The sequence below is a fragment of the Shewanella sp. DC2-4 genome (assembly GCF_013248875.1).
Classification (GTDB): Bacteria; Pseudomonadota; Gammaproteobacteria; order Enterobacterales; family Shewanellaceae; genus Shewanella; species Shewanella oncorhynchi.
Genome location: NZ_JABRVR010000002.1, coordinates 1,494,855 through 1,516,009, shown reverse-complemented (window position 1 = coordinate 1,516,009; position 21,155 = coordinate 1,494,855). Strand labels below are relative to the sequence as shown.

Sequence of the window (21,155 nt, the reverse complement as noted above, 5' to 3'; positions counted from 1 at the left end):
TATCCAGGGAGGGCGGACAACCTAAAACTTCTGGTTTATTCTCAGGTAATACGTTCTACCTAACACATCATATAAACCCACATTCACATCGCGATAATCGGCGTAGGTGTAATAGTTTGGTGTTTCAGCATCAAACACATTATTCACCCCTACTGTGATAGAGCCGTTATAAGCATGGGTATAACCAAACTGAATATTATGTTTAAAGTAATTATCGTAATCAACATAACGGTCGGTTTCTTCTAACTCATTGAAATAACTTGCTGATTGACTACCGATATAAACAACTGTCCATGCGGCAGAAAAATCATCGTATTTCCAACTGGTCGCAAAGTTACCGCGCCAATCGGGCGAGTCAGTCGACCCTGCGTAATCGATCATGTCTGCTTCAGCGTTATCCTGCTTTTTAAAATCAAGCACATGAGTTAAATCCAGTTTGAAATTGAAATCCCCAAAGCCTGTTTCTAAGTTATAAGCCGTAACAAAATCGATACCTGAGGTCTCAACTGTAGCTAAGTTACGAACTCCGGCTTCAATATATTCAATCTTGCCATCAGGACCGCGCGTCACATAGGGAGAAGAACCATTCTTGATTTCATCACGCAGGATATCATCCACATCAATTGACTCAATTTTGTTGTCATAGGTGATTGAGTAATAAGATAACTCCAAGTTCCATGCGTCAGTAACATTCCAAACGCCGCCAAAGGTTAACGAGTTGCCCTCTTCAGCCTCTAGATCAGGATTCCCTCCATACCAGGTTTTGTGTTGATTATTAGTCGCGCAATATATGGCATCCACGTTACCAGGTTCATTACACCATAAAGAATCAACACCCTTCTCAAAACTCAAGGATTGAGACGAGAACATTTCGCTCATATTCGGCGCGCGGAATGAGTCACCATAGCTAGCACGCAGTAATAACGTGTCTATAGGACGCCAGCTTAAACCAAACTTAGGCACCACGGCATCGAAGGTCGATGAATTAACGACTTCCCCCTGAGGCCCTGTGAGAGTTCCTTCCTGCTCATAGCGCTCATAACGTACTGCGGCAGAAAACTCAACATTGGCAGGTAAGCCTACTTGGAGTTCCAAATAAGCGGCGCTACGGTCACGTGTGGCATCCACATCATCACCCCCCGAACCGCCGGAGATAATACCCGCGGCCGATTCTGGATCACTGGTTTGCTTAAACTTGATCATTTCATATTCAAGACCACCGACCATAGCGACCGAAAGATCACCGTCATCGAGCAGTAAGGTCGAAGCAAGACCATCCAATTGAGTACTTTCAAATTTGCCCTGATAAACCCCAGTATGCGCTGCTTTACGATACAGATCTGTCATCTGTTGATCCCACTGCTCATAACTCATTCCAGAGGTATTGAAAATATCATATTGCTCTGAATCAATTTCTTGCTGAATAATATCGTCGTTCAGTAAATTATAATTAAAACTATTTGTCGTCGATGTTGCGTGCTGGGCATTTAATTCCCAGTCGATACCATTCCCTGAATCTATTGTACCAACAAAGCCACCTAGAATATCAAAGTTGTTGGTTTCAGTTAATGTATCTCGCTCGCCAAGTTGCGCGCCTCGCATAGAAATCACTAATTCTTCGCCAACTGGATTAAACTTATTATCGGCACTCATCACAGGGGTATTCGTTGATACTGGCGTACCCGCATAACGGGTTTCAGTTTCTGCTAATGAAGCAGAAGCACGACCTCGGAATTTTATATTCTCAGAAATCTCATAGGAGAAATTAGATAACAGCGAATTACGAGTTTGATCGCCAAATAACTTAGTGACATTACCATGATTATATAAACAACGACCATCACCTGAGTCTATGGTATTTTCCGTTTTTTCACATATATCTGAATTACTATACCAGCTACCATTGCCTGGTCCATATTTACCGTTTGGTACTGAGCTATATCCACTATATGCGTTATAACTTGAATCGTCCATTCGCCAAATATCACGATCCATTACAGCTTTAGTATCATAATATTCATAGGTTAGCGTGATATTGCCTTTATCAGTATTAAAGCCCGTTGCAAGTGATAAACGGTTGGCATCGCCTCCTTCCACACTTGGCTGCTCAGTGCTGTAATCGAGTTGAAACCCTTCAAACTCCTTCTTAGTGATAATGTTTATCACACCCGCAACCGCATCGGAACCATATACTGCCGAGGCGCCATCGCGCAGGATTTCAATACGCTCCACGATAGCCATAGGGATAGAAGATGTATCGGCCACAGAGCCAGAGCTCGAACTCGTGCCCGGCATACGGCGTCCATCTAATAACACTAATGTCGCAGACGCTCCTAAACCACGTAAATTGACATCACTGGTTGAGCTTGCTCCTGATCCATAGCCAGAAATACCACGCCAAGAACCAAAGCTGTTTATCGCAGAGTTATTCAATACGTCAGCAACGGTTTTTTCACCCGTCATGGCAATATCCGCAGCATTAATGACAGTCACGGGTGAAACAGTTTCCATATCAACTTGTTTAATACGAGAACCCGTCACTTCAATGCGTTCAACTTTCGCATTTTCTTCTGCTGCATTTACCGCTGCAGAAAAGCCTATTCCAGAAAAAACCACACTGCTTGTCGCCACTGTAATTAAACTAGTACGAACGGCTTTGGCCGTTAAACTTAAATAGCGCATTAATCTCTCCTTGAGGTAAATAAAACCCTTTGTTTGTTATTTTTATATTTGGCAAGCGAACTTTGTTTCGCCGTAGTGATAATGTTAATGCGCAACATCTAAGTCAACCATTAAAAACAATTAATCTCAAATTAAAACAAATTAACACAAAATAAATCAACTTAAATATAAGATATCCGGATATACATCATGGGGTTAAGCAATACAGGCCAGTTGAATATATTAAATATTTAATTTGATACAATAAATCTCAATTGTTAACCAAAAGAACACCGAGAAACTCACGCCACAAATGAATCAAAGTGTATCCCAAATAAAACGCTGAATATTAATTTACACTTAGTTCAATATTAATTAACCATAAAAAATGCCACTCATTTGAGTGGCATTAATATTGAAACACTGAGTAATGATTGATTACTTAAAGTTGGCAACCTTCAACACTTTTTGAGTTCTCATAAACAATATCGCCTACAGGATTGTAGTCAGCAGCTTTAATCACTTGTTTCTCTTTCAAGAAAGAATAGAGTAAATCAGCATCAACAAAACCCGTTTGAATTGGGCTGGTTAGTTTAGGATAACCGTCACCACCCGCAGCATTAAAGCTAGGTACAGTGAACTTATAAGTGGCTGTTGGGCTAAAATCCTTGCCGCCAATGTCGCTGATGTTGGCTGTTTTAGCCACACAGTCAATGGTCATTTTCACACCAGTGATTTGTGCATAACCACCAGAACCAACTTGAAGACTGCCGACTGCGCCTAAATAAACCGCAACTTCAGTACCCGTCATTTCGTTAAGGGTAACCATATTACCAAATGGCTGAACAGTCAGCACGTCACGGTAACTAATGTTGCCTGGTTGGATAGATGCACGTACACCGCCTGAGTTCATTACACCAAAATCAGCAGTCACTTTAGCACTTTGTGCCATCGCTAACATACGGCCTAAGTTAGTTTGCTTATTACGCACGTTTGCACGCTCACCATCTAACAGGGCATCCGTTGTCGCAATGACTTCGTCTAACTTAGCTTGACCTTTCTCTTGATAGTAAGAAAGCAGCTCTTTTAACTCTGAATCCGGTTCAATTTTAGTGCCTGCTAAGTCAGCAGTTTTCTTACCAGCATCATCCAGTTTGCGCATATTCACAGGGACAAGCTTGTAGCTCGCTAGATGGAGTTCACCGTTAAAGTATTCAAAATCTGCACGGCCAACATATTTACCCCATTCATGGGCTTGCATGATCCAAGTGCCATTTTGTTTATCAGGTGCACATGCATCACCAGGCTTAAAGGCTGCATAAGCTTTGTTGTCAGTTCCCGGTTCCATACACACTGGATTCTGTGAATGACCACCGATAACAACTTGTAAATCCCCTTCTTTCAATGCGCGAGCCATAGCTACATCGCCAGGGGCATTACTACCATTTTTACCATCCGCGTAATGACCCATGTGCGTGGTAGCGAAAATGATATCTGCCGCTTTGGCATCTTTAATTTCTTTAATCACTTTAGCAACTTCCACCTTGGGATCGGTGAATGTTAGATCGCTAATGTATTCTGGGTTACCAATCTTAGCAGTGTCTTCTGTCGTTAAACCAATAACAGCAACTTTAAGACCATTAACGTCAAATACTTTATAGGCATCAAAGTAACGCTCACCAAGAGTACCATCGGCATTTTTACGGTAAATGTTCGCCGCTAACATAGGGAATTCAGCAAGGCGACGCTGCATATCAAGTACTGATAACGGATTGTCAAACTCATGGTTACCAACAGCCATGGCGTCGTAACCAATTTTATTCATGCCCGTAAAGTCTGGTATGGCATCTTGAAGATCAGATTCTGGTACACCCGTATTAATATCACCACCAGATAATAATAAGGTTTGACTGCCATTCTTACTCACTTCTGCACGAATTTGATCAACCAGAGTTTTCTGAGCGGCTAAACCGTATTCACCATCACTGTTTTCCCAGAAACGGCCATGGTTGTCATTGGTATGTAAAACGGTAAACGTTTTACAAGCACTTCCCGCTTCAGCACACGTTGTTGGAACTTTATCGTCATCACTATTATTACAACCCGCAAGTGCAGCGAGAACAGCAGTTGCAACTAATCCTTTAATAAGCATATGTCTCATTACATCAACCCCTTGATTTTAATTATTTTATCATAGAAAGATTGCCGTGAACTCCATCAAGTTCAGCGTCACGGATAATAGCAAATAATAAAGATAAATTGTGTCATTTTTATTAAAAACTTGACATTTATATGAAATTTGGCGGGCATTTTAAGAAGGATTTGTTTCATATAAAAAATAAGCTGAATGACTGATTTTTTATATATTTAGAGAATACAAAATAAAAATGGAATAAATGGATTTTAATCGTTTGTTATAAATAACTTAGGAAATATGAAAAAACATCGCGATTGTTCCTTTAAAAAAACAAGCATGGGTAAATTTCAACTTACCGCATGCTGTTTTTATCAGCAATTAGACTTATCTACATTTCAAATCGCTGTAATAACCATTTAGAAATCGCTTTCAATTGTTCAGGAATGACAGAATGTGGCATAGGATAAGCCTGCCACGTAACATGATAGCCGCCCGCCGTTAAGGCTTCTTTTGCTAACATTCCAGCGGATAATGGTACAACATCATCCTGTAGACCGTGTTGCTGTAATATGGGTGTATTGCGATTCGCCGCACTTAATTCAGCGGGTAACACATCGCCCGTCGGCAAATAGCAAGACAACGCCATAATCCCTGCAAGTGGCTCAGGGAAACGCAGTCCAGAGAATAAACTCATGACTCCACCCTGACTGAATCCCGCTAATACGATACGTTGGCTCGCAATACCCGCTGCGATTTGTTCATTAATTAATGCGGCAACCATTTTCTCCGACTCAAGCACGCCTTGCATATCGGCTCTATCATGCAAATCCATGCTTTTAATATCGTACCAAGCGCGCATAACGTAGCCACCATTAATGGTCACGGCTTGCTCTGGTGCATGGGGAAAAATAAATCGAATAGCATGATCTGCAGGTAAGCCTAATGCAGGCACTACGGGAGCAAATCCGGCCCCCGAATCCCCTAATCCATGTAACCAAATAACCACAGCCGTAGCAGGCGTCTTAGGTTCGACAACAATACGCTCAAGAGAAACTGACATACTAAAAATTCCCAATTCGATATTAAACACTCATCAACTAAAAAATGATGATAAATCTATACGTTAAACACTCATCACCACTCGGGCACAGGTTATTCAGCATCCATGCCCAGCACATCTTGAATCGCACGTAACTGAGCATTTGAGTCCAATACTAAGCTCCAACGTACACCGCCACCATCGGCGATCAGCATAGGAGGCTGACGTCTCAAGCCGATATCCTCAGCACTCGCTTGCAGTACGATACTGGCAACGTTGAGGCGCACTTGAACCTCAAACTCAGTAACGATTAACTTACCCTGCGAAAAATCTAACACCATTATGATAACCGCCCTATGTGAAAACGCCGTCATCATAGCAAACTTGTGCTCTTTTACCGATGGCATTTCCTGACCAACATCCAAGCCATTAAAGTTTGATTACATTTGAGCTAACAGTGAGATAACAAATCCAGTGAATTATCAGGTAAACTTTTGCGCTATATAGAGTGGGTTAACAGAAAACCAAGCTGAATTGATGGTCTTATCACCCCAAACTCGAACTAACATACTTCATCATTAGGCTACTATAAATAATGCTTTCACTTCGTCGAACCGTCCTTTACAGCACCCTAGTCTTTGCCCTGCAACTACTTCCCTGCACTTATGCCAATAGCGCTCCAAATACCTTAACCACTGAGCCTACTGCCACTGTTGTACAAGCTGATACGCAGCAGAACCAAGATGCACTGACCTACGCCAATTACACTGAAGTCAGCGTGAGTCATTTGGAACTAGCCCTTGTAGTCGATTTTAAGCAAAACCGCTTATCCGGTGAAGCCACCCTCGATTTAGCTTGGCATAAGGCGGGGAAAGAACTCATCTTAGATACTCGAGATCTGACGATTAACAGCGTAAGTGCTTTAAATACAGCGGGAAAATGGCAAAGCGTGCCCTTCACCTTAGCTAAAGCGAACGCTGTAAAAGGTGCGGCACTGACCATCAAACTTGCCGATGAAGATACCCAAAAAGTTAAAATCAATTACCACACGTCGAATAATCCGTCTGGTATTCAATGGTTAACTCCAGAGCAAACCCAAGGTAAACAGTTGCCTTTTATGTTCAGTCAGAGTCAGGCGATTCACGCCCGCAGTTGGATCCCACTGCAAGATACGCCAGCCGTTCGCCAAACCTATAGCGCAATAATTACTACCGATAAAGCCATAACTGTGGTCATGAGTGCCGATCGCAAAACCCTGTCGAGCAGTCAGACCCAATTCACTATGCCGCAGGCTATTCCAGCTTATTTGATTGCCATTGCGGCCGGACATTTAAAGTTTGCTCCCTTAGATAACATCTCGGGCATTTGGGCTGAGCCAGAGATACTCGACAAAGCGAGCAAAGAATTTGCCGACACGCCAGAAATGATCAAAATCGCGGCTAAACGTTATGGCGATTACCCTTGGGGACGTTATGACTTGCTTATCTTGCCACCAAGTTTCCCCTTTGGCGGCATGGAAAACCCGCGTTTGTCTTTTATTACACCCACAGTGATCGCAGGTGATAAAAGCTTAGTGAGCCTCATCGCCCACGAACTTGCGCACTCGTGGTCGGGTAATTTAGTGACCAACGCCACTTGGCGCGATCTCTGGCTTAATGAAGGTTTTACGACCTATGTTGAGAATCGCATCATGGAAGACCTCTATGGCCGAGACCGAGCACTGATGGAGCAAACCATCGGCTACTCTGAATTGCTTGCAGAGCTTGCAGAACTTACTCCTGCCGATTCAGTGCTACATCTCGATCTCGGTAAACGTTCGCCCGACGAAGCCTTCAGCGGTGTCCCTTATATAAAAGGCCAGTTGTTCTTAATATTTTTAGAGCAAAAATTTGGCCGTGAACGCTTCGACACTTTTGTGAAAAGCTACTTCAATCATTTTGCATTTCAGAGTATTACTACGGCGCAATTCCGTGAATATTTATCTTTGAATCTATTAAACAAATATCCCCATCTTGTCAGTGAAGGTGAAGTGGATACTTGGATTGAAGGTCAAGGTTTACCGTCATTTCTTGTGCCGCCCAATTCCCATGCCTTCGATGATATCGATGCTCAAAGACAAACTTGGCTCGAGGGTAAACTCAGTGCAAGCGAGTTGAAGACCAGCACTTGGACAGTCCACCAGTGGTTAAGATTCATCAATGAAATGCCAAGAGTCAATCTTGACCAAACCAAACTTGCCGAGCTAGATAAGGCGTTCCATTTTACGGGCACTGGCAACAGTGAAATTGCTTTCGCATGGTATTCACTCGCCCTAGACAATGGCTATTACGCAGTACTACCCGCATTAAAACAACACTTAACCCATATTGGCCGCATGCGCTTAATCGTGCCTTTATATCAAAAGCTAGCAAGCTCTGATAAATACGACTGGGCCAAAAGCGTCTATCTCAGGGCTCGCAGCGGCTACCATCCCCAAACCCAAGCAAGCCTAGATATGATGTTTGCCGACAAACCACTCGAGCATGAACATAGCCATTAGCGCCATAAAAACAAAAAGCCCAAACCTAGGTTTGGGCTTTTGCTATTTAATCTTTAGCCTCGATTCATTCAACTCATACTGAACTTATACTCATCTCACATTGAGTCAAATAGAAGCCAAGTTCGAAGCCGAACCCGAAGCCTAAAGATTAGTGGTGATGACCACCTGCACCATGGGCATGACCGTGGGCGATTTCTTCATCACTCGCATCACGTGCACCTACGACTTCAATATCAAATGTCAGTTCGCGGCCGGCTAATGGATGGTTTACATCCACAGTCGCCATAAACTTACCCATTTTAACGATAGTCACTTGGCGCTGACCTTGGTCGGTATTAACCACTGCTGTCATGCCTGGTTTCCACACAGTCGCACCCAGTAAATGCTTAACTGATACACGTTGGTGTGCGTCAGCATCCGCTACACGCTCACCGTAGGTTTCAGCGGCAGGCAAAGTCACAGTGAACTTTTCACCTATAGCTTTACCGTTTATCGCGTTTTCTAAACCTGGCATCATGTTGTCATGACCGTGTAAATAGGCAATAGGATCGCGACCTTCGTTCGTCTCGATCACTTCACCTTTCTCGTCGCGCAGTGTGTAGTTAAACTGCACAACCATATCGTCTTTAATGCTCATCGAATATCCTTTGATTTTCTTCGATTTCAATTGTGGGCCGAGCTTAACAAAACTGCGCTTTTCACTCCACTTTTTTATCCGGCCTCAAAGCACTCAGAACCTGCAGCGAGCGCTCTTTGGCTACAGTGGCTACAGTAACTAAAGTGATAGTCCTAAAGCAGTAAACACCTCTGGGCTTGGGAAGCCATCGGCAATCATCTGTTTGCTACGTTGAAAGGCTTGCAACCCTGCCATAGAGTTACGTCCCAACACACCATCAGGCTTACCAACATCAAATCCAGCCTCGTTCAGTTTTGTTTGCAGTTGCTTTACTTGCTCGCGGCTTAAGCGTGGTTGCTCAGGCGGACTGACAGTCAAGGGTTGTCCACCATTAATACGATCGGCTAAGTGCCCAACCGTAATGGCATAAAATTCGGAGCGATTCCAACGCATGATCACATTAAAATTATCATAACCTAAAAAGGCTGGGCCTGTGTGTCCCGCAGGCAAATACAGCGCAGCTTGAATATCGACGGCAGGCAAAGGTTGCCCATTCGACTGCGTTACATTGAGCGCTGCCCATTCAGATAACGACAAGGGCTGTTTCGCACCTAAATGACTGTAACTAAAATCCTTTGGCAACAAGACTTCACGCCCCCAACGCTGATTACGCTGCCAACCTAAGTGCTGCAAAAAATTCGCGGCAGAAGTGAGCGCATCTGTGGTGCTATTCCATAAATCGGCCTTACCATCCCCATCACCATCGACCGCATATTTGGCATACGCAGAAGGCATAAATTGCGTATGTCCCATAGCACCTGCCCATGATCCCACCATAGTGTCATCATCGAACTGATACTTTTCTTTCAGTTTTAAGGCTTGCATCAGCTCTATGGTGAAATAATTGCTACGGCGTGGCTCACAGGCCAAAGTCGCCAGCGAATTCAATACCGACATTTTGCCTTTATAGGAGCCGTAGTTCGTTTCCAGTCCCCAAAAAGACAAGATATATTGCGGTGGAACGCCGTATTTTTGCGCTAATTGATTGAGTAGGACACTGTGCTTTTGCAGTAAACGGCGGCCTTCATTGACGCGCCATTCGGTCGCGCGCTTACTGAAATAATTATCAAATGTCTGGCTGAATTCGGGTTGCTGTTGGTCCAGCTCAATCACTCGAGGGACAAATTTCAAGTTCGCAATGGTAGAGTTTATCGTCGCCTCAGACAGGCCTTCTGCACGTGCCCGCGCTTGCAGTCCAGTCAAGCACATTGGAAACGCTTCTGCATTAGATTGTATGCTAGCACTGATATCGGGCATTTGATTGACTTCAGCAGCAATGCCACTTGCGTTAGTGCTGGTTGCATTTGCATTAGCACTCGCCGTTGGCGCACTTGAACAGGCACTCAGACTGACACAGGCAGCAATACTCGCAAACAGATAAGTTAACCCTTTAATTTTAATCAAATCAACAACTCCAATATTTGATCTCACAACAATCACACTGTTGTGGCTAAACACGACAATATTCCGTCTTCAAGAGGGAATTGCCCTAGAGAGATATTCGCCTTGGCATAACGAGTGAAAGGTTAGAATCCAAAACACCTTTAACGGCCAAGAGCATAGAAGACATGTTTCTCCGCCACGTAAAGCCCCTATCTGAGCCACATTTAGTCAGTAAAATAGCCAGTACCAAGGCGACTCATTACCAATAATCCTGACCCATAGTGACACGTAACACAATCCTTATCGCCATAAATACCTTGCGGCATAGGCTTATTGCTCAGTTATCCAACACAAAAAAATTCTTAACAAAGAATCCCTTGGTATCGCAGCACGTTACCGTATAATGGATAAGTTAACAGCACACATCAAAGAGACCTATCATGACTGAAATCAATGCGGCTTTGGCTGGCTTTATCAAAAATGTAAAACAACATCAGACGCTTTGGGGTCTAATGGATGAAACTGGCGAAGGCTGGGTCGTTTGTGATTCTTCAGAATTTGAAGACACAGATGTGATGCCATTATGGTCAAATGAAGCTACTGCAAAATCCCATTGCAGCGACGAATGGCACGACTATCAACCCGTTTCTATTTCATTAGAAGAATTTCTAGAATATTGGGTCTCAGATCTAAACGATGATGGTGTATTGATCGGTGTCGATTGGCAAACCGATGAAGATTGTCTTGAACTTGATCCGATTGTTTTAGCAAAAGATTTGGTTGATGTTGAAGAGGTTTAATCGCTTCAGTATGCCATTGATGACATCAAGGACTGAGGTGCTCATTCCTTGATGTCTGCTATTCCGCTTATCGATATTCCCTTCGACAAACGCCATACCTGCTGGTTTTGTGGCGAACCGAGTCATCAACACTTCGAATATATCACACACACACATACACCACATTCTTCGTTAGCTGTGCCCGCCTGCAGCGAATGTTTGCGATTAGCCAAACAACATACTCTTAGCTCCATTTGGGATTGTCGTATGGCCGTCAAAGATGCACTAATGCGTATTTATGCGAAACACCTCGCCATTGGGATTAATTGGACCGAAGAAGAGCTTGCTGAGTCCGAATTCTCCTGCAAAGTGTTTGAAGGTTTTAAAAAAAGTGCTTGGATGATGTACCAAATTGCCCGCGACCGTATCAATGCGCCCGGTTGGCCACTGGTATTAGAGGGCGAAGAAATTGACGACCAAGGTTATAGCGCAGGTTTTGAATTCGATGGCGTGACTTTTAATTCAGTCAATGCCGCTATCCAATACTATTCGACGCAATTCACTTTAGATCCACAGTTTTTTGCCGGACTTGTGCGCCTCGTCGGTCGAGCAAGATTCAACTATGCCTTAAGGCTCGCCCGTATCCATATCGCCGCCGCCAAAGAAATGAAGCGCCAAGTATTACACGATGTAGCAGCCGAATTAGCGTTATAATCGAGCGTGTTACAGGTAGTGGGTCAGCAGATGTTTGCAGAAAAGCAATTGAAAAGGTATCAGTTGAAAGAATGTGATTCAAAAACCGTATTAAAAACTGTTATTAAAGCGTTCATTCAAAGCGCTGAACCTATCGATGATCGACTCAAGGTCAATCACCGATAGTTCGAATCTCAAAATGCGATCAATGATTGATCACTTGTCTTAATCTTTCTTGCACCACTTCCACCAGCAAATCCGGTTGGAACTTAGAAATAAACTTATCACAGCCCACTTTTTCAACCATGGCATGGTTAAAACTGCCACTCAACGAAGTATTTAAGGTAATGAATAAATCCGACATAGCTTTATCACTGCGCACTTCAGAAGTGAGCTTATAACCGTCCATTTCGGGCATTTCAGCATCGGTAATCATCATCAATAATTCTTTGGCAACTTGTTTACCTTCATCACGCCATTTCTGCAATAACGTCAGCGCTTGTAAGCCATCAGATGCCTCAATAATTTCGATACCCAGTTGGCCTAACGTTTCACGCACTTGACGTCTGGCGGTCGATGAATCATCCACAATCAGGATTTTTCTGCCTGGCATTTCATGGACTAAGGTTTCGTCGAGTACACCTTCAGATAAACGGATATCGTAGTGAATGATCTCCGCCAAGACTTTTTCTACGTCGATAATAGACACTAACTGCGACTGACCTTGATGCTCTATGCGAGTAATTGCCGTTAGATAATTATTACGTCCAGCCGTTTTCGGCGGCGGCATAATATCGCTCCAAGTCATGTTGATAATGTGTTCAACCTTACCGACTAAGAAACCCTGCACACTACGGTTATATTCTGTGATGATCATATTGGCATCTTCGTTAGGCGGCACGGGCTTAAACCCTATGGCCGAACGTAAATCAATCACGGGGATAGAAATCCCACGAATATTAGCAACACCAGAAATATGCGGATGACTACCCGGCATCGCATTCAAGGGAGGAAGCTTGACAACTTCTTTGACTTTAAAGACGTTAATGGCAAATAACTGCGTGGAATTAATGCTAAAGAGCAACAACTCAAGTCGGTTCTCACCAACGAGTTTGGTACGCTGATCTACGGTTGCAAGTACGTTTGCCATAATGCTGCTTCTCTACTCTTGAGGAAAATCCTTTCCCCACATGCGACGGATTAGCTCAAATTATAGCGGTAAACTCCCATGAAGAACCATGCCGAGAGTCTATTTTATCTAAAAATTACAACCACTCTCGCAAAGTTCGGCCATAAACTTCGTTTAGCGCATCGCAGATATCTATATCCCTAAGCTGATATCTTCAGATAATACGCGACATTGCTAATATTTGGTCTTAGTGTTAACGCAATATTTTCTGGGCGAGCACCATACCCGCAAGATTAAAGGCATTTCTATCGCGGACAATCTCAAATCCCAGCTGGCGCAATACCGTTAACAAATCACTATGATCAAAGCGATTCTGCTGTGGATGCTCAAATAAGCGCCGGCTCAATGGGTTACAAATTGCGGCACGATATAAATCCTCTATCACAAAGTATCCGTTCGGTTTCAGCACCCTTACAACTTCCTTAATGGCCGCTTGCCACTCTGGAATATGGTGAAATACGGCAAAATCAAACACCATATCAAACTCGCTATCGGCAAAGGGTAAACATGTTGCATCAGCAACCGAGAAACTCAGCCCTTTTAATCCTTGCGGCCGAGATTGCCAGCGGGATTGTGCGGAGGCAACCATGTCAGGGTCGATATCCACGGCCGTGATATGTCCCGCGCCAAAATGTTCGCGGATCAACTGAATGCCGTTACCAAACCCACAACCTATTTCTAACGCGCGTTCGCACAAAGCCATAGGTTTTGGCATCATAGAGGTCAATAAGGGCGCTTCGAGATGATTTTGTAGCCAAAAACGTAATGGATGCTGAACGATCTTTTTCTCAAATGGATTTAATTTCATGCCATCCTCTCACTATGGGTAAACTACTGTTGAATAATTTTACTGATCGAACTGCCATTATGGTACGTAATGATAGGAACATAAGTTCACCAGAGGCCACGATGAAATTACCTCTTTTTCCATTACCCATTTGTTTATTGCCCGAAGGTTACACGCAACTGCGGGTATTTGAACCTAGATATAAGCGCTTGGTCGCCGAATCATTAAAGTCAGGCCAAGGCTTTGGCTTATGTATGCTTGAAGAGGATGGTAAAACCATTCAGCCCATAGGCACCTTAGTGCATATTATTGATTTTGAAACCTTACCAGACGGACTATTAGGGATCAGTATTCAAGGTTCAAAACGCTTTAAACTTGATAAAATCAGTGTCGAAGCTGATGGTTTAAAGCGCGGAGACGTCAGTTTAATCGACAATTGGCCTGCTGTACGTATTGCGACCGATGAACGTTACTTGAGTCAAATGTTACAAAACATTCTTAAGGAATATCCGCAACATCTCAAGCACTACCAAACAGAACAGTTCGATGATATCGCTTGGGTCTGCCAGCGCTGGCTAGAAATATTACCCGTACAAGCATCCGAAAAGTACACCTGCATTAATGCCTTAGATCATATTATGACCCGAGATCTATTGCGGGCCGTCATTAAATAATACTGTGAATGATCCTTTATTTAAGCCACTTCGTATTGATTGAAAGTTTGACAGCAAAAATGGGCTCAGAAGTGCAACACACTTCTCAATTTTGTCGTTACTGATATCACACTCAGCACTCACGACTGCGATAAGAGCGAAAATAATGGAAAATATTCAATCACAAAGCAGGCAAACTCGGTATCATGTCCCAATCACGTCTCTGACTAATTCGGCTATGGATAACGAAATTCCAGCTTCCCAAACCTGCGAGCCTCAAGCGGATGCTTTAATCACGTTTATGCTACAAGTAGCAGACAACCGAGACAGAGCCGCCTTTGGTCACTTATTCCAGCATTTCATGCCCAAGATCCGAGCCTTTGGTTTACAAAGACTGAATCAACAAGGGTTGGCGATGGATTTAGTACAAGAAACCATGACCAGCGTTTGGACTAAGGCTCATCTATATAATGCAGAAAAAGGGTCAGTGACAACTTGGGTGTTTACCATCATGCGTAATCAATGTTTCGATATGCTTAGACGGGTACAACACAATAGAGAAGATACTTTCGGTGATGATATTTGGCCGCTGTGTGATGCGACCATGGCTCAGGACACACTCGCTGATCACAAGTTGACGGCTAAATTACTCCAACATCTTGATGCCCTTCCCATAGCACAAAGACAAGTTGTGCAAGGCATTTACATGCAAGAACTCACTCAACAAGAGCTAGCCGATGCCCTAAAGGTACCAATTGGGACCATAAAGTCCCGTTTAAGATTAGGGCTAGAAAAGTTGAAAAGCTTCTTGGAGACACACAATGATTAAACATCATCCCCAACAAGAATTACTCGTGAGCCATGCTAATGGGAACTTACCTTTATCAATGGCGATAGCAATATCCGCACACTGCGACCTATGTGAGACTTGTCGAGAGCAGCTTGCCCTATTCACAGAACAAGCTGCAAATTTAGCATTAAATCCTGATGGCGGTCATGCTGCAAATGATACGGGCGAAGAGTTGATGCACAGAGAGTATGTTGAGGTGCAACACTCTGGCGACAATCAAGAATCGGCATTGGACATTAACGCTATGATGGCGCAAATCATGGCTCAACCGGCAGCGACAAATGTGCCTAATAACGCCCCTATCGATGTCGACATAAAGCAACAGCATTACACTGTGCCATCGGTGTTTCGTCAGCATTTGGCCCGTCCATGGCAAATATTAGGCAAAGTCAGTCGCATGCGTTTTGATGTCGACGAAACGAACACCCGCGCTAGCCTATTGCATATAGATGCCCAAGGTGAAATCCCCCAACATACCCATAAAGGTTATGAACTAACACTATTGCTAGCCGGAGAGTTTTCCGATCTTAATGGTGACTATGTGCCAGGTGATTTTATCGTGCTTGACGGCCAACATCATCACTCACCGAAAACCATTAACGGTTGCTTATGCTACACAGTATTAGATGCACCGCTGCATTTTACCAAAGGTCTGAGTAAGCTACTCAATCCCATAGGTGAACTGATTTATTAAACCTTCTGACTGAGTTTTTAAACAAGAGCAAACGCATAGATTCATTTAGAAATTCAGTTTAATAATTCCATTACATAAATGACTACGATTAATCCCATTAAAATGACCTGTTTTAGTGGGATTTTTTATAATATTTGCCTATAAAACGGCAATATTAACCTTAGTCAATTACCACAAAAATAAAAACCAACCCATAAATAGACCTAACTATACCTTTTTAAATCAAGTAAATAGCCACGAAAAATACACTTTAATTCAACATTAGCAAATAAATAATGACATCGAATAAAAATTAAACTTGCATAAGCCATTTTTATTGATATACTGCACGTCGTTTTGAGATACACCTTGTTGTTTACCTTTTTAACCCAGCCTGATATTTAGCAATCAGAGTTCGGTCCTCATAAAGAAAGCCTACTACAAGCAAAAACCCATAAGCTCAATCATTCGATATCACTAAAATCATGTGGTTATGTCTGTGAACTTACCGTTCTCCTTGTTGTCATAGTATTGTCATTAAGCTATGGTCAACTGGTTGAATCGAGTTATTCCATTGACGTAATCGACAACATGAAATATTTATCGATTAAGCATCTCTTGATTAATGAATCAAAGATGGGGTAACCTCGATACTCAATAGAACGAATCTTTCGCACAATTGCTAAGGATATTTTATAGTTACAACTATCTCACCTATGGGTGAATTAACAAAAAGGAGTGTGGCATATGTCATACAAAATTAATGGACATGAAATTACAGTGAACTTCCCTGTAGATTCAATCTCAGTAAATAAAACCTCAATTGCTTTTACCGATCGTCAAGGTAAAAACAGACAGACTTTTTCTAAACGTACAGAAGCCATCAGCTTTATGAAATGGTTATTGTCCGCGAACAAATAAGTCAAAAAGTAAGTAAAACGATAAGTTAAAAATTAATACCGCAATACCCGTTTACTCAAGTGTATTTAATCGGTTTCCATTATCTTCGCAGTACCGAGCACTTAAGTAGACTGATAGCCGAATGTCACGAACACGCTATCCTTTTTTTACGTCATTATGACGAGCACATTTGGTTCAGGCTGTATCTCTCTCACACAGATACCTGCCGAACCAAATGAGTCAAATCCAGCGTTAGATCACCTCTTTCCATTGCAGCATCCGCTAATATTCATATACATGAATACTGTTCAGCACATCATCTATGCCAAAACCCAACACTCAAATTGCCATGCAAACCTTGATAAACCAGATCAAAGAGACTATTCCACTCAATTTAGAAGAAGCACAACTGTGCCAGGGACAATGTTTAGGTTGTTCGAAGAAAATGCTGGAAATGTTAGATGCCGAAATCAGTTATTGGCAATTTAGTGAGGTGACGCCTAGCCTAAAAGATTTAAAAAACCTCGAAAACATTGGCCGTCGTACCTATAAAATTCTTAAACGGAACCAGTTACTGTCTTAATCGCTTGTATTTGCATTTGACTATTTATGGGGCGTTTTACTTACGCGACTTAAAATAAATTCAAAACTTAACTGACAATATGACCCTAATAGAAATCACATTGCCAGTTTTATCTTCGCTATTGTCGATAGCCGTTAAATATCACAAATCGATAGGCTCAACTTCTAGACTCTGCCAACCTTGCGCGAATATCTGCCAAAGAATATTCCGTTAATAGTTCACCATCGGCAAATACGGGAACAAACTCGCAATTGTTGACATCTTGCCAGCTGGCTTGATCTTTAAGATAAAATTGACCCTGCTCATCTTTAAATACCGCCACTAAACCCTTAGCGGATTTTTTAGTGCCATCATCTGTTTTAGGATCTTTAAATATTTCTCTGTCTTTACCATCAACTTTCGCAAAGGTCGCTTTCACGGCATAACCGTCAGTATCTCGGGTCACGTGTTGATAGGTAAAACTGCCAATTCCAAACACAATATTAGTTGACGCAAAACCTTTAGCCTTTAATCCGGCACAAATGGCTTCAGCACGTTCAATGGTGATTGAATCGCCATAAATCAGTCCAACATGGCTATTCAGCGCTTTGTAACCTTTGGCTGTTGTGCTGCCCCCAAAGACGTCCCACAGACACTCAATAGCGCCTTTATATTCGGGACTCCCGATTGGAGCTTGTGGATCGCCACAAATGATCTTCACAGGACAACCGGTATCAGGCCTAAACACCACTTTGCCATCGCGGGCAAGAATGCGGTCTTTTAACGCTAAGGTGAATTCTGTCATCACCTGCCAAAAATCCCAAGAATCTGAAACAATGCTGACAATGCCCGTTGGGTAAATATCTTCAATCAAACGGCGGAACGTCTCTAATTCATTCTCCATGCCACCCGCGCACATGACACTGTGCTCCGTTGCGGGCACACTGCCACCGACAAGTTCTTTATCACTATCGGCAAGGTAATATTGCTCAAGAAAATCAATGGCGGGTATGGTATCAGTCCCAGTAAAACTGAGTAAATGTGCGGCGCCGCTCATGATCGCGGCCTCTGCACCATACATGCCACGGAAACTAAAATCGTGCCCCTGCCAATCAACAAAAGCGATGTCACCATCGGTTTCTAGCGCGTAAGTCTCAAATATTTTGCGGTATTGCAGCGCGGTAGTAGCACTGGTACACATACCCCACACATTAGCGGAAAGGATGGTTTCGAGATAATTGGTCAACCAAAAGAACCGCTCATCGGTATTGTACAAAATCAAGCAAGGCACTTTTAATGGATACACTGAGCCTTCAGGTAATGCCATAATTTTAATTGGTAAATAACCTAAATCATGCAACTCCTCAATATGCTGAGTGCCAACATTATTCGGCCCGAGATAGTTATTGATACGGCGGGAGAATTGACGAATGACCTGATCTTTAGGTTGTTGAAAGAAATCACGGTTCCAACTGTCGATCAAGAAATGCTTGATAAAATACTGCAAGCCAAAAAACACCATTTGGTCTGTATAACCACGACGGGATTTACGGGCGGTCAAGTTACTAAAAATCACTTGAGTATTATCGGGATATTGACGACGGTGATCGACTTTGTAGCCATCAATGGCAGTAACGGGATTCAAGTACATAATATTTTCCTTAATGATTCATATAACGCAAAACAGCATGACAATGACAGAACTCGCTCGAAATATGTGTGGGGACACCTAAACTATCGGTACAAAATAATCTGTCTATGCCCGCCTCGCGCAGTACCAACTCACTGGCCTTATCTTCATAATGTGACACGATCAAAATGACGCTTTGTGCACCCTTTTGCTTTAATTTGATGGCAAGTTCAATAAAGGTTCTGCCACCCGCGCAAATGTCGTCAACGATTAAGCAGGTTTTACCCGATAAGTCATCACAGAACACCTCGGTAGCGATAATATGGCCATTGACCACATCACGATGTTTATCGGCCCTGATCACCGGCATTCCCTGTAACGCTTTAGCTAAGCCGAATACTTTTTTATTCGCCCCCGCATCGGGCGAGACTAACACTAGCTCCCCCGTTAATTGGGCTGCGATCGCTGCGACAAAACTGTGGTTATCTATTACCTGAACCCGTTCTAACAATGCGGCAGTGACATCACTGTGCGGGTCAAAAACGGTGACCGAAGCATATTGCTGCTGATTAATCAGGCTAGCATAGACTTTTACCGACAAGGCCTCACCGGCATTACACACCCTATCTTGGCGAGCACCCGGCATATAAGGCAGTAACAGATCAATTTGCTCTGCACCGCTACGACGCAACGCATCAGTTAACAACAAGAGCTGCATGATGGAATGATCGCCCCGATAACTGAAAAAGATCGTTACTCGTTTAGTTGGAGGAACCAGTAGTTGAACATGATTTTCCCCCGCACCAAATTGAAATAAACGGTAGTGAGCCTCATTGCTAGCTGCGGGTAGCCGATAAAAATCGGCTTGCGAACATTGAGCGTGAGAAGCATCTTGAGACGTTTGAATACGTTGAGACATAGTAACCTCCTGTCTGTGGCAAGATTGCCGAAATTGACGGCGCCCTTGTTGTCTACATGAAAAATAGTGTCTTAAAGACATTATTATGTAAAGTTGATTTTTAGACTATTTCAAACGGAGCAACCTGAAATGTTATGCTTAAATTACATATAGTGTCTTTTAGACACTATATGTGGGAAAGACAACTAAGAAGCTACAATATGGGTATCGAGTAATACAAGAACCGGAGACATTAAGGCAAAATCAGTAATTAAACAGCCTTTACTGATTCAAAGTCACCATGAATAAGGCATAAGCAGTCGCCGTTACTCATATTGAGCAAGGCGAATCTCTTGCTTAAATCCATATTCACTGTGATCAACATTCTAAATTTCTTAAGAAGCGATACGATGCGGTATTGGGTTTCAAGCGGTATAAATTAGCAGGACGACCACGTTCGGTGCGCTTTAATCCCGTATCGATCAATAAATCAGCCTGTTCAACCCGCCGACGAAAAGATTTACCTTGGATAGGCTTGCCCAGTAAAACCTCATGTACATGCTGCAATTCTGGCAAGGTAAAAGGTTCAGACAGTGCAAATCCTGGCACTAAAGAATATAAGGCTTTTTGTGTTAAGCGTTCCCGCGCTTGCTCGATTAACTGCAAATGATCAAACGCCAAGGGCATCTGCAACACATCCGCTAATGGCCACCACTTAACATCACTCACTGAATCAATCTGAATTTGGCAAGCTTGATAACTCATCAAGGCGGTATAACACACAGTCACCGACCAACCTCTTACATCGCGACCACGATTACCCACAGTGCATAGCTGCTCAATATAAGGTGGCACTACCGCGGTTTTCTCATGCAGTTTACGTAATACAGTTTGCTCAAGGGATTGATCGCAATTTTCATCGATAAACCCTCCAGGTAATCCCCATAAACCTAAAAATGGATGATTTGAGCGTTGTACTAAGAGTACTTTAAGTTGCTGATCGTGATAGGTAAACAATACGGCATCCACTGTCAGTAGCTGAGCCTTAAAAACCTTAGGATTGTAATTGGCGAGATATTCCGCTTCAGTCATTGATATTTCCCATC

Annotated in this window: 19 protein-coding genes; 8 read left to right on the top strand and 11 right to left on the bottom strand. The window is 42.9% G+C overall.

Going from position 1 to position 21,155, the window contains the following annotated elements; all coding sequences use genetic code 11:
• Positions 1-21: 21 nt before the first annotated feature.
• The 4 genes from HQQ92_RS07350 to HQQ92_RS07335 form a co-directional block, all read right to left on the bottom strand.
• Positions 22-2,682: a TonB-dependent receptor gene (locus tag HQQ92_RS07350; RefSeq protein WP_173244258.1), complete on the bottom strand. Its 2,661-nt coding sequence runs from the start codon at positions 2,680-2,682 to the stop codon at positions 22-24.
• 421 nt (positions 2,683-3,103) lie between these two features.
• The gene (ushA, locus tag HQQ92_RS07345; protein ID WP_028759619.1) at positions 3,104-4,822 is read right to left on the bottom strand and encodes a bifunctional UDP-sugar hydrolase/5'-nucleotidase UshA; all 1,719 of its coding nucleotides are present in this window, start codon (positions 4,820-4,822) and stop codon (positions 3,104-3,106) included.
• 364 nt (positions 4,823-5,186) lie between these two features.
• On the bottom strand, positions 5,187-5,858 hold the full coding sequence (locus HQQ92_RS07340; RefSeq protein ID WP_173244255.1) for an alpha/beta hydrolase: 672 nt from the start codon (positions 5,856-5,858) through the stop codon (positions 5,187-5,189).
• Between the two features lie 92 nt (positions 5,859-5,950).
• Entirely contained in the window at positions 5,951-6,178 is a 228-nt protein-coding gene (locus HQQ92_RS07335; RefSeq protein WP_006082094.1) for a DUF3389 family protein, read from the bottom strand.
• Positions 6,179-6,432: 254 nt separating this feature from the next.
• Here HQQ92_RS07335 and HQQ92_RS07330 point away from each other — a divergent pair, with 254 nt between their 5' ends.
• Positions 6,433-8,376 (top strand): M1 family metallopeptidase, encoded by a 1,944-nt coding sequence (locus HQQ92_RS07330; protein ID WP_173244252.1) that lies wholly within the window; start codon positions 6,433-6,435, stop codon positions 8,374-8,376.
• Positions 8,377-8,524: 148 nt separating this feature from the next.
• On the opposite strand, the gene HQQ92_RS07325 is transcribed toward HQQ92_RS07330, so the two are convergent.
• Both HQQ92_RS07325 and HQQ92_RS07320 read right to left on the bottom strand, forming a co-directional pair.
• The gene (locus HQQ92_RS07325) at positions 8,525-9,013 is read right to left on the bottom strand and encodes a peptidylprolyl isomerase (RefSeq protein WP_173244249.1); all 489 of its coding nucleotides are present in this window, start codon (positions 9,011-9,013) and stop codon (positions 8,525-8,527) included.
• A gap of 138 nt (positions 9,014-9,151) precedes the next feature.
• On the bottom strand, positions 9,152-10,456 hold the full coding sequence (locus HQQ92_RS07320) for a lytic murein transglycosylase (protein WP_173244246.1): 1,305 nt from the start codon (positions 10,454-10,456) through the stop codon (positions 9,152-9,154).
• Positions 10,457-10,875: 419 nt separating this feature from the next.
• On the opposite strand from HQQ92_RS07320, the gene HQQ92_RS07315 reads away from it, so the two are divergent.
• Together HQQ92_RS07315 and HQQ92_RS07310 are read left to right on the top strand one after the other, a co-directional pair.
• Positions 10,876-11,235 carry a DUF2750 domain-containing protein gene (locus tag HQQ92_RS07315; protein ID WP_028759614.1) on the top strand — a complete coding sequence of 120 codons (360 nt, stop codon included), beginning with the start codon at positions 10,876-10,878 and terminating at the stop codon, positions 11,233-11,235.
• 51 nt (positions 11,236-11,286) lie between these two features.
• Complete coding sequence (locus tag HQQ92_RS07310) at positions 11,287-11,928, top strand: hypothetical protein (protein ID WP_173244244.1); 642 nt, start codon at positions 11,287-11,289, stop codon at positions 11,926-11,928.
• 184 nt (positions 11,929-12,112) lie between these two features.
• Here HQQ92_RS07310 and HQQ92_RS07305 read toward each other — a convergent pair whose 3' ends face one another.
• A complete protein-coding gene (locus HQQ92_RS07305; RefSeq protein ID WP_105252200.1) occupies positions 12,113-13,057 on the bottom strand; it encodes a chemotaxis protein CheV in 945 nt (314 codons plus the stop codon).
• Positions 13,058-13,289: 232 nt separating this feature from the next.
• Positions 13,290-13,904 carry a class I SAM-dependent methyltransferase gene (locus HQQ92_RS07300; protein WP_168827428.1) on the bottom strand — a complete coding sequence of 205 codons (615 nt, stop codon included), beginning with the start codon at positions 13,902-13,904 and terminating at the stop codon, positions 13,290-13,292.
• A gap of 101 nt (positions 13,905-14,005) precedes the next feature.
• Here HQQ92_RS07300 and HQQ92_RS07295 point away from each other — a divergent pair, with 101 nt between their 5' ends.
• The 5 genes from HQQ92_RS07295 (at position 14,006) to HQQ92_RS07275 (ending at position 17,542) form a co-directional block, all read left to right on the top strand.
• Positions 14,006-14,557, top strand: coding sequence for an LON peptidase substrate-binding domain-containing protein (locus tag HQQ92_RS07295; protein ID WP_028759610.1), 552 nt, complete (start codon positions 14,006-14,008; stop codon positions 14,555-14,557).
• A gap of 145 nt (positions 14,558-14,702) precedes the next feature.
• Complete coding sequence (locus tag HQQ92_RS07290; protein ID WP_168827427.1) at positions 14,703-15,365, top strand: sigma-70 family RNA polymerase sigma factor; 663 nt, start codon at positions 14,703-14,705, stop codon at positions 15,363-15,365.
• The gene (locus HQQ92_RS07285; protein ID WP_173244241.1) at positions 15,358-16,080 is read left to right on the top strand and encodes a ChrR family anti-sigma-E factor; all 723 of its coding nucleotides are present in this window, start codon (positions 15,358-15,360) and stop codon (positions 16,078-16,080) included. Before HQQ92_RS07290 ends, HQQ92_RS07285 begins: the two co-directional genes overlap by 8 nt.
• 726 nt (positions 16,081-16,806) lie before the next feature.
• On the top strand, positions 16,807-16,980 hold the full coding sequence (locus HQQ92_RS07280; RefSeq protein ID WP_006082106.1) for a hypothetical protein: 174 nt from the start codon (positions 16,807-16,809) through the stop codon (positions 16,978-16,980).
• A 301-nt stretch (positions 16,981-17,281) separates the two neighbouring features.
• Positions 17,282-17,542 carry a hypothetical protein gene (locus tag HQQ92_RS07275; protein WP_011789018.1) on the top strand — a complete coding sequence of 87 codons (261 nt, stop codon included), beginning with the start codon at positions 17,282-17,284 and terminating at the stop codon, positions 17,540-17,542.
• A 157-nt stretch (positions 17,543-17,699) separates the two neighbouring features.
• Here HQQ92_RS07275 and HQQ92_RS07270 read toward each other — a convergent pair whose 3' ends face one another.
• The 3 genes from HQQ92_RS07270 to HQQ92_RS07260 all read right to left on the bottom strand — a co-directional run bounded on the left by HQQ92_RS07270 (position 17,700) and on the right by HQQ92_RS07260 (position 21,141).
• Positions 17,700-19,172, bottom strand: a complete 1,473-nt coding sequence (locus tag HQQ92_RS07270; protein ID WP_168827420.1) for a nicotinate phosphoribosyltransferase — start codon at positions 19,170-19,172, stop codon at positions 17,700-17,702.
• A 10-nt stretch (positions 19,173-19,182) separates the two neighbouring features.
• Positions 19,183-20,070: a ribose-phosphate diphosphokinase gene (prs, locus tag HQQ92_RS07265; RefSeq protein ID WP_173244238.1), complete on the bottom strand. Its 888-nt coding sequence runs from the start codon at positions 20,068-20,070 to the stop codon at positions 19,183-19,185.
• A gap of 357 nt (positions 20,071-20,427) precedes the next feature.
• The gene (locus tag HQQ92_RS07260) at positions 20,428-21,141 is read right to left on the bottom strand and encodes an NUDIX domain-containing protein (RefSeq protein ID WP_173244236.1); all 714 of its coding nucleotides are present in this window, start codon (positions 21,139-21,141) and stop codon (positions 20,428-20,430) included.
• Positions 21,142-21,155: the final 14 nt, after the last annotated feature.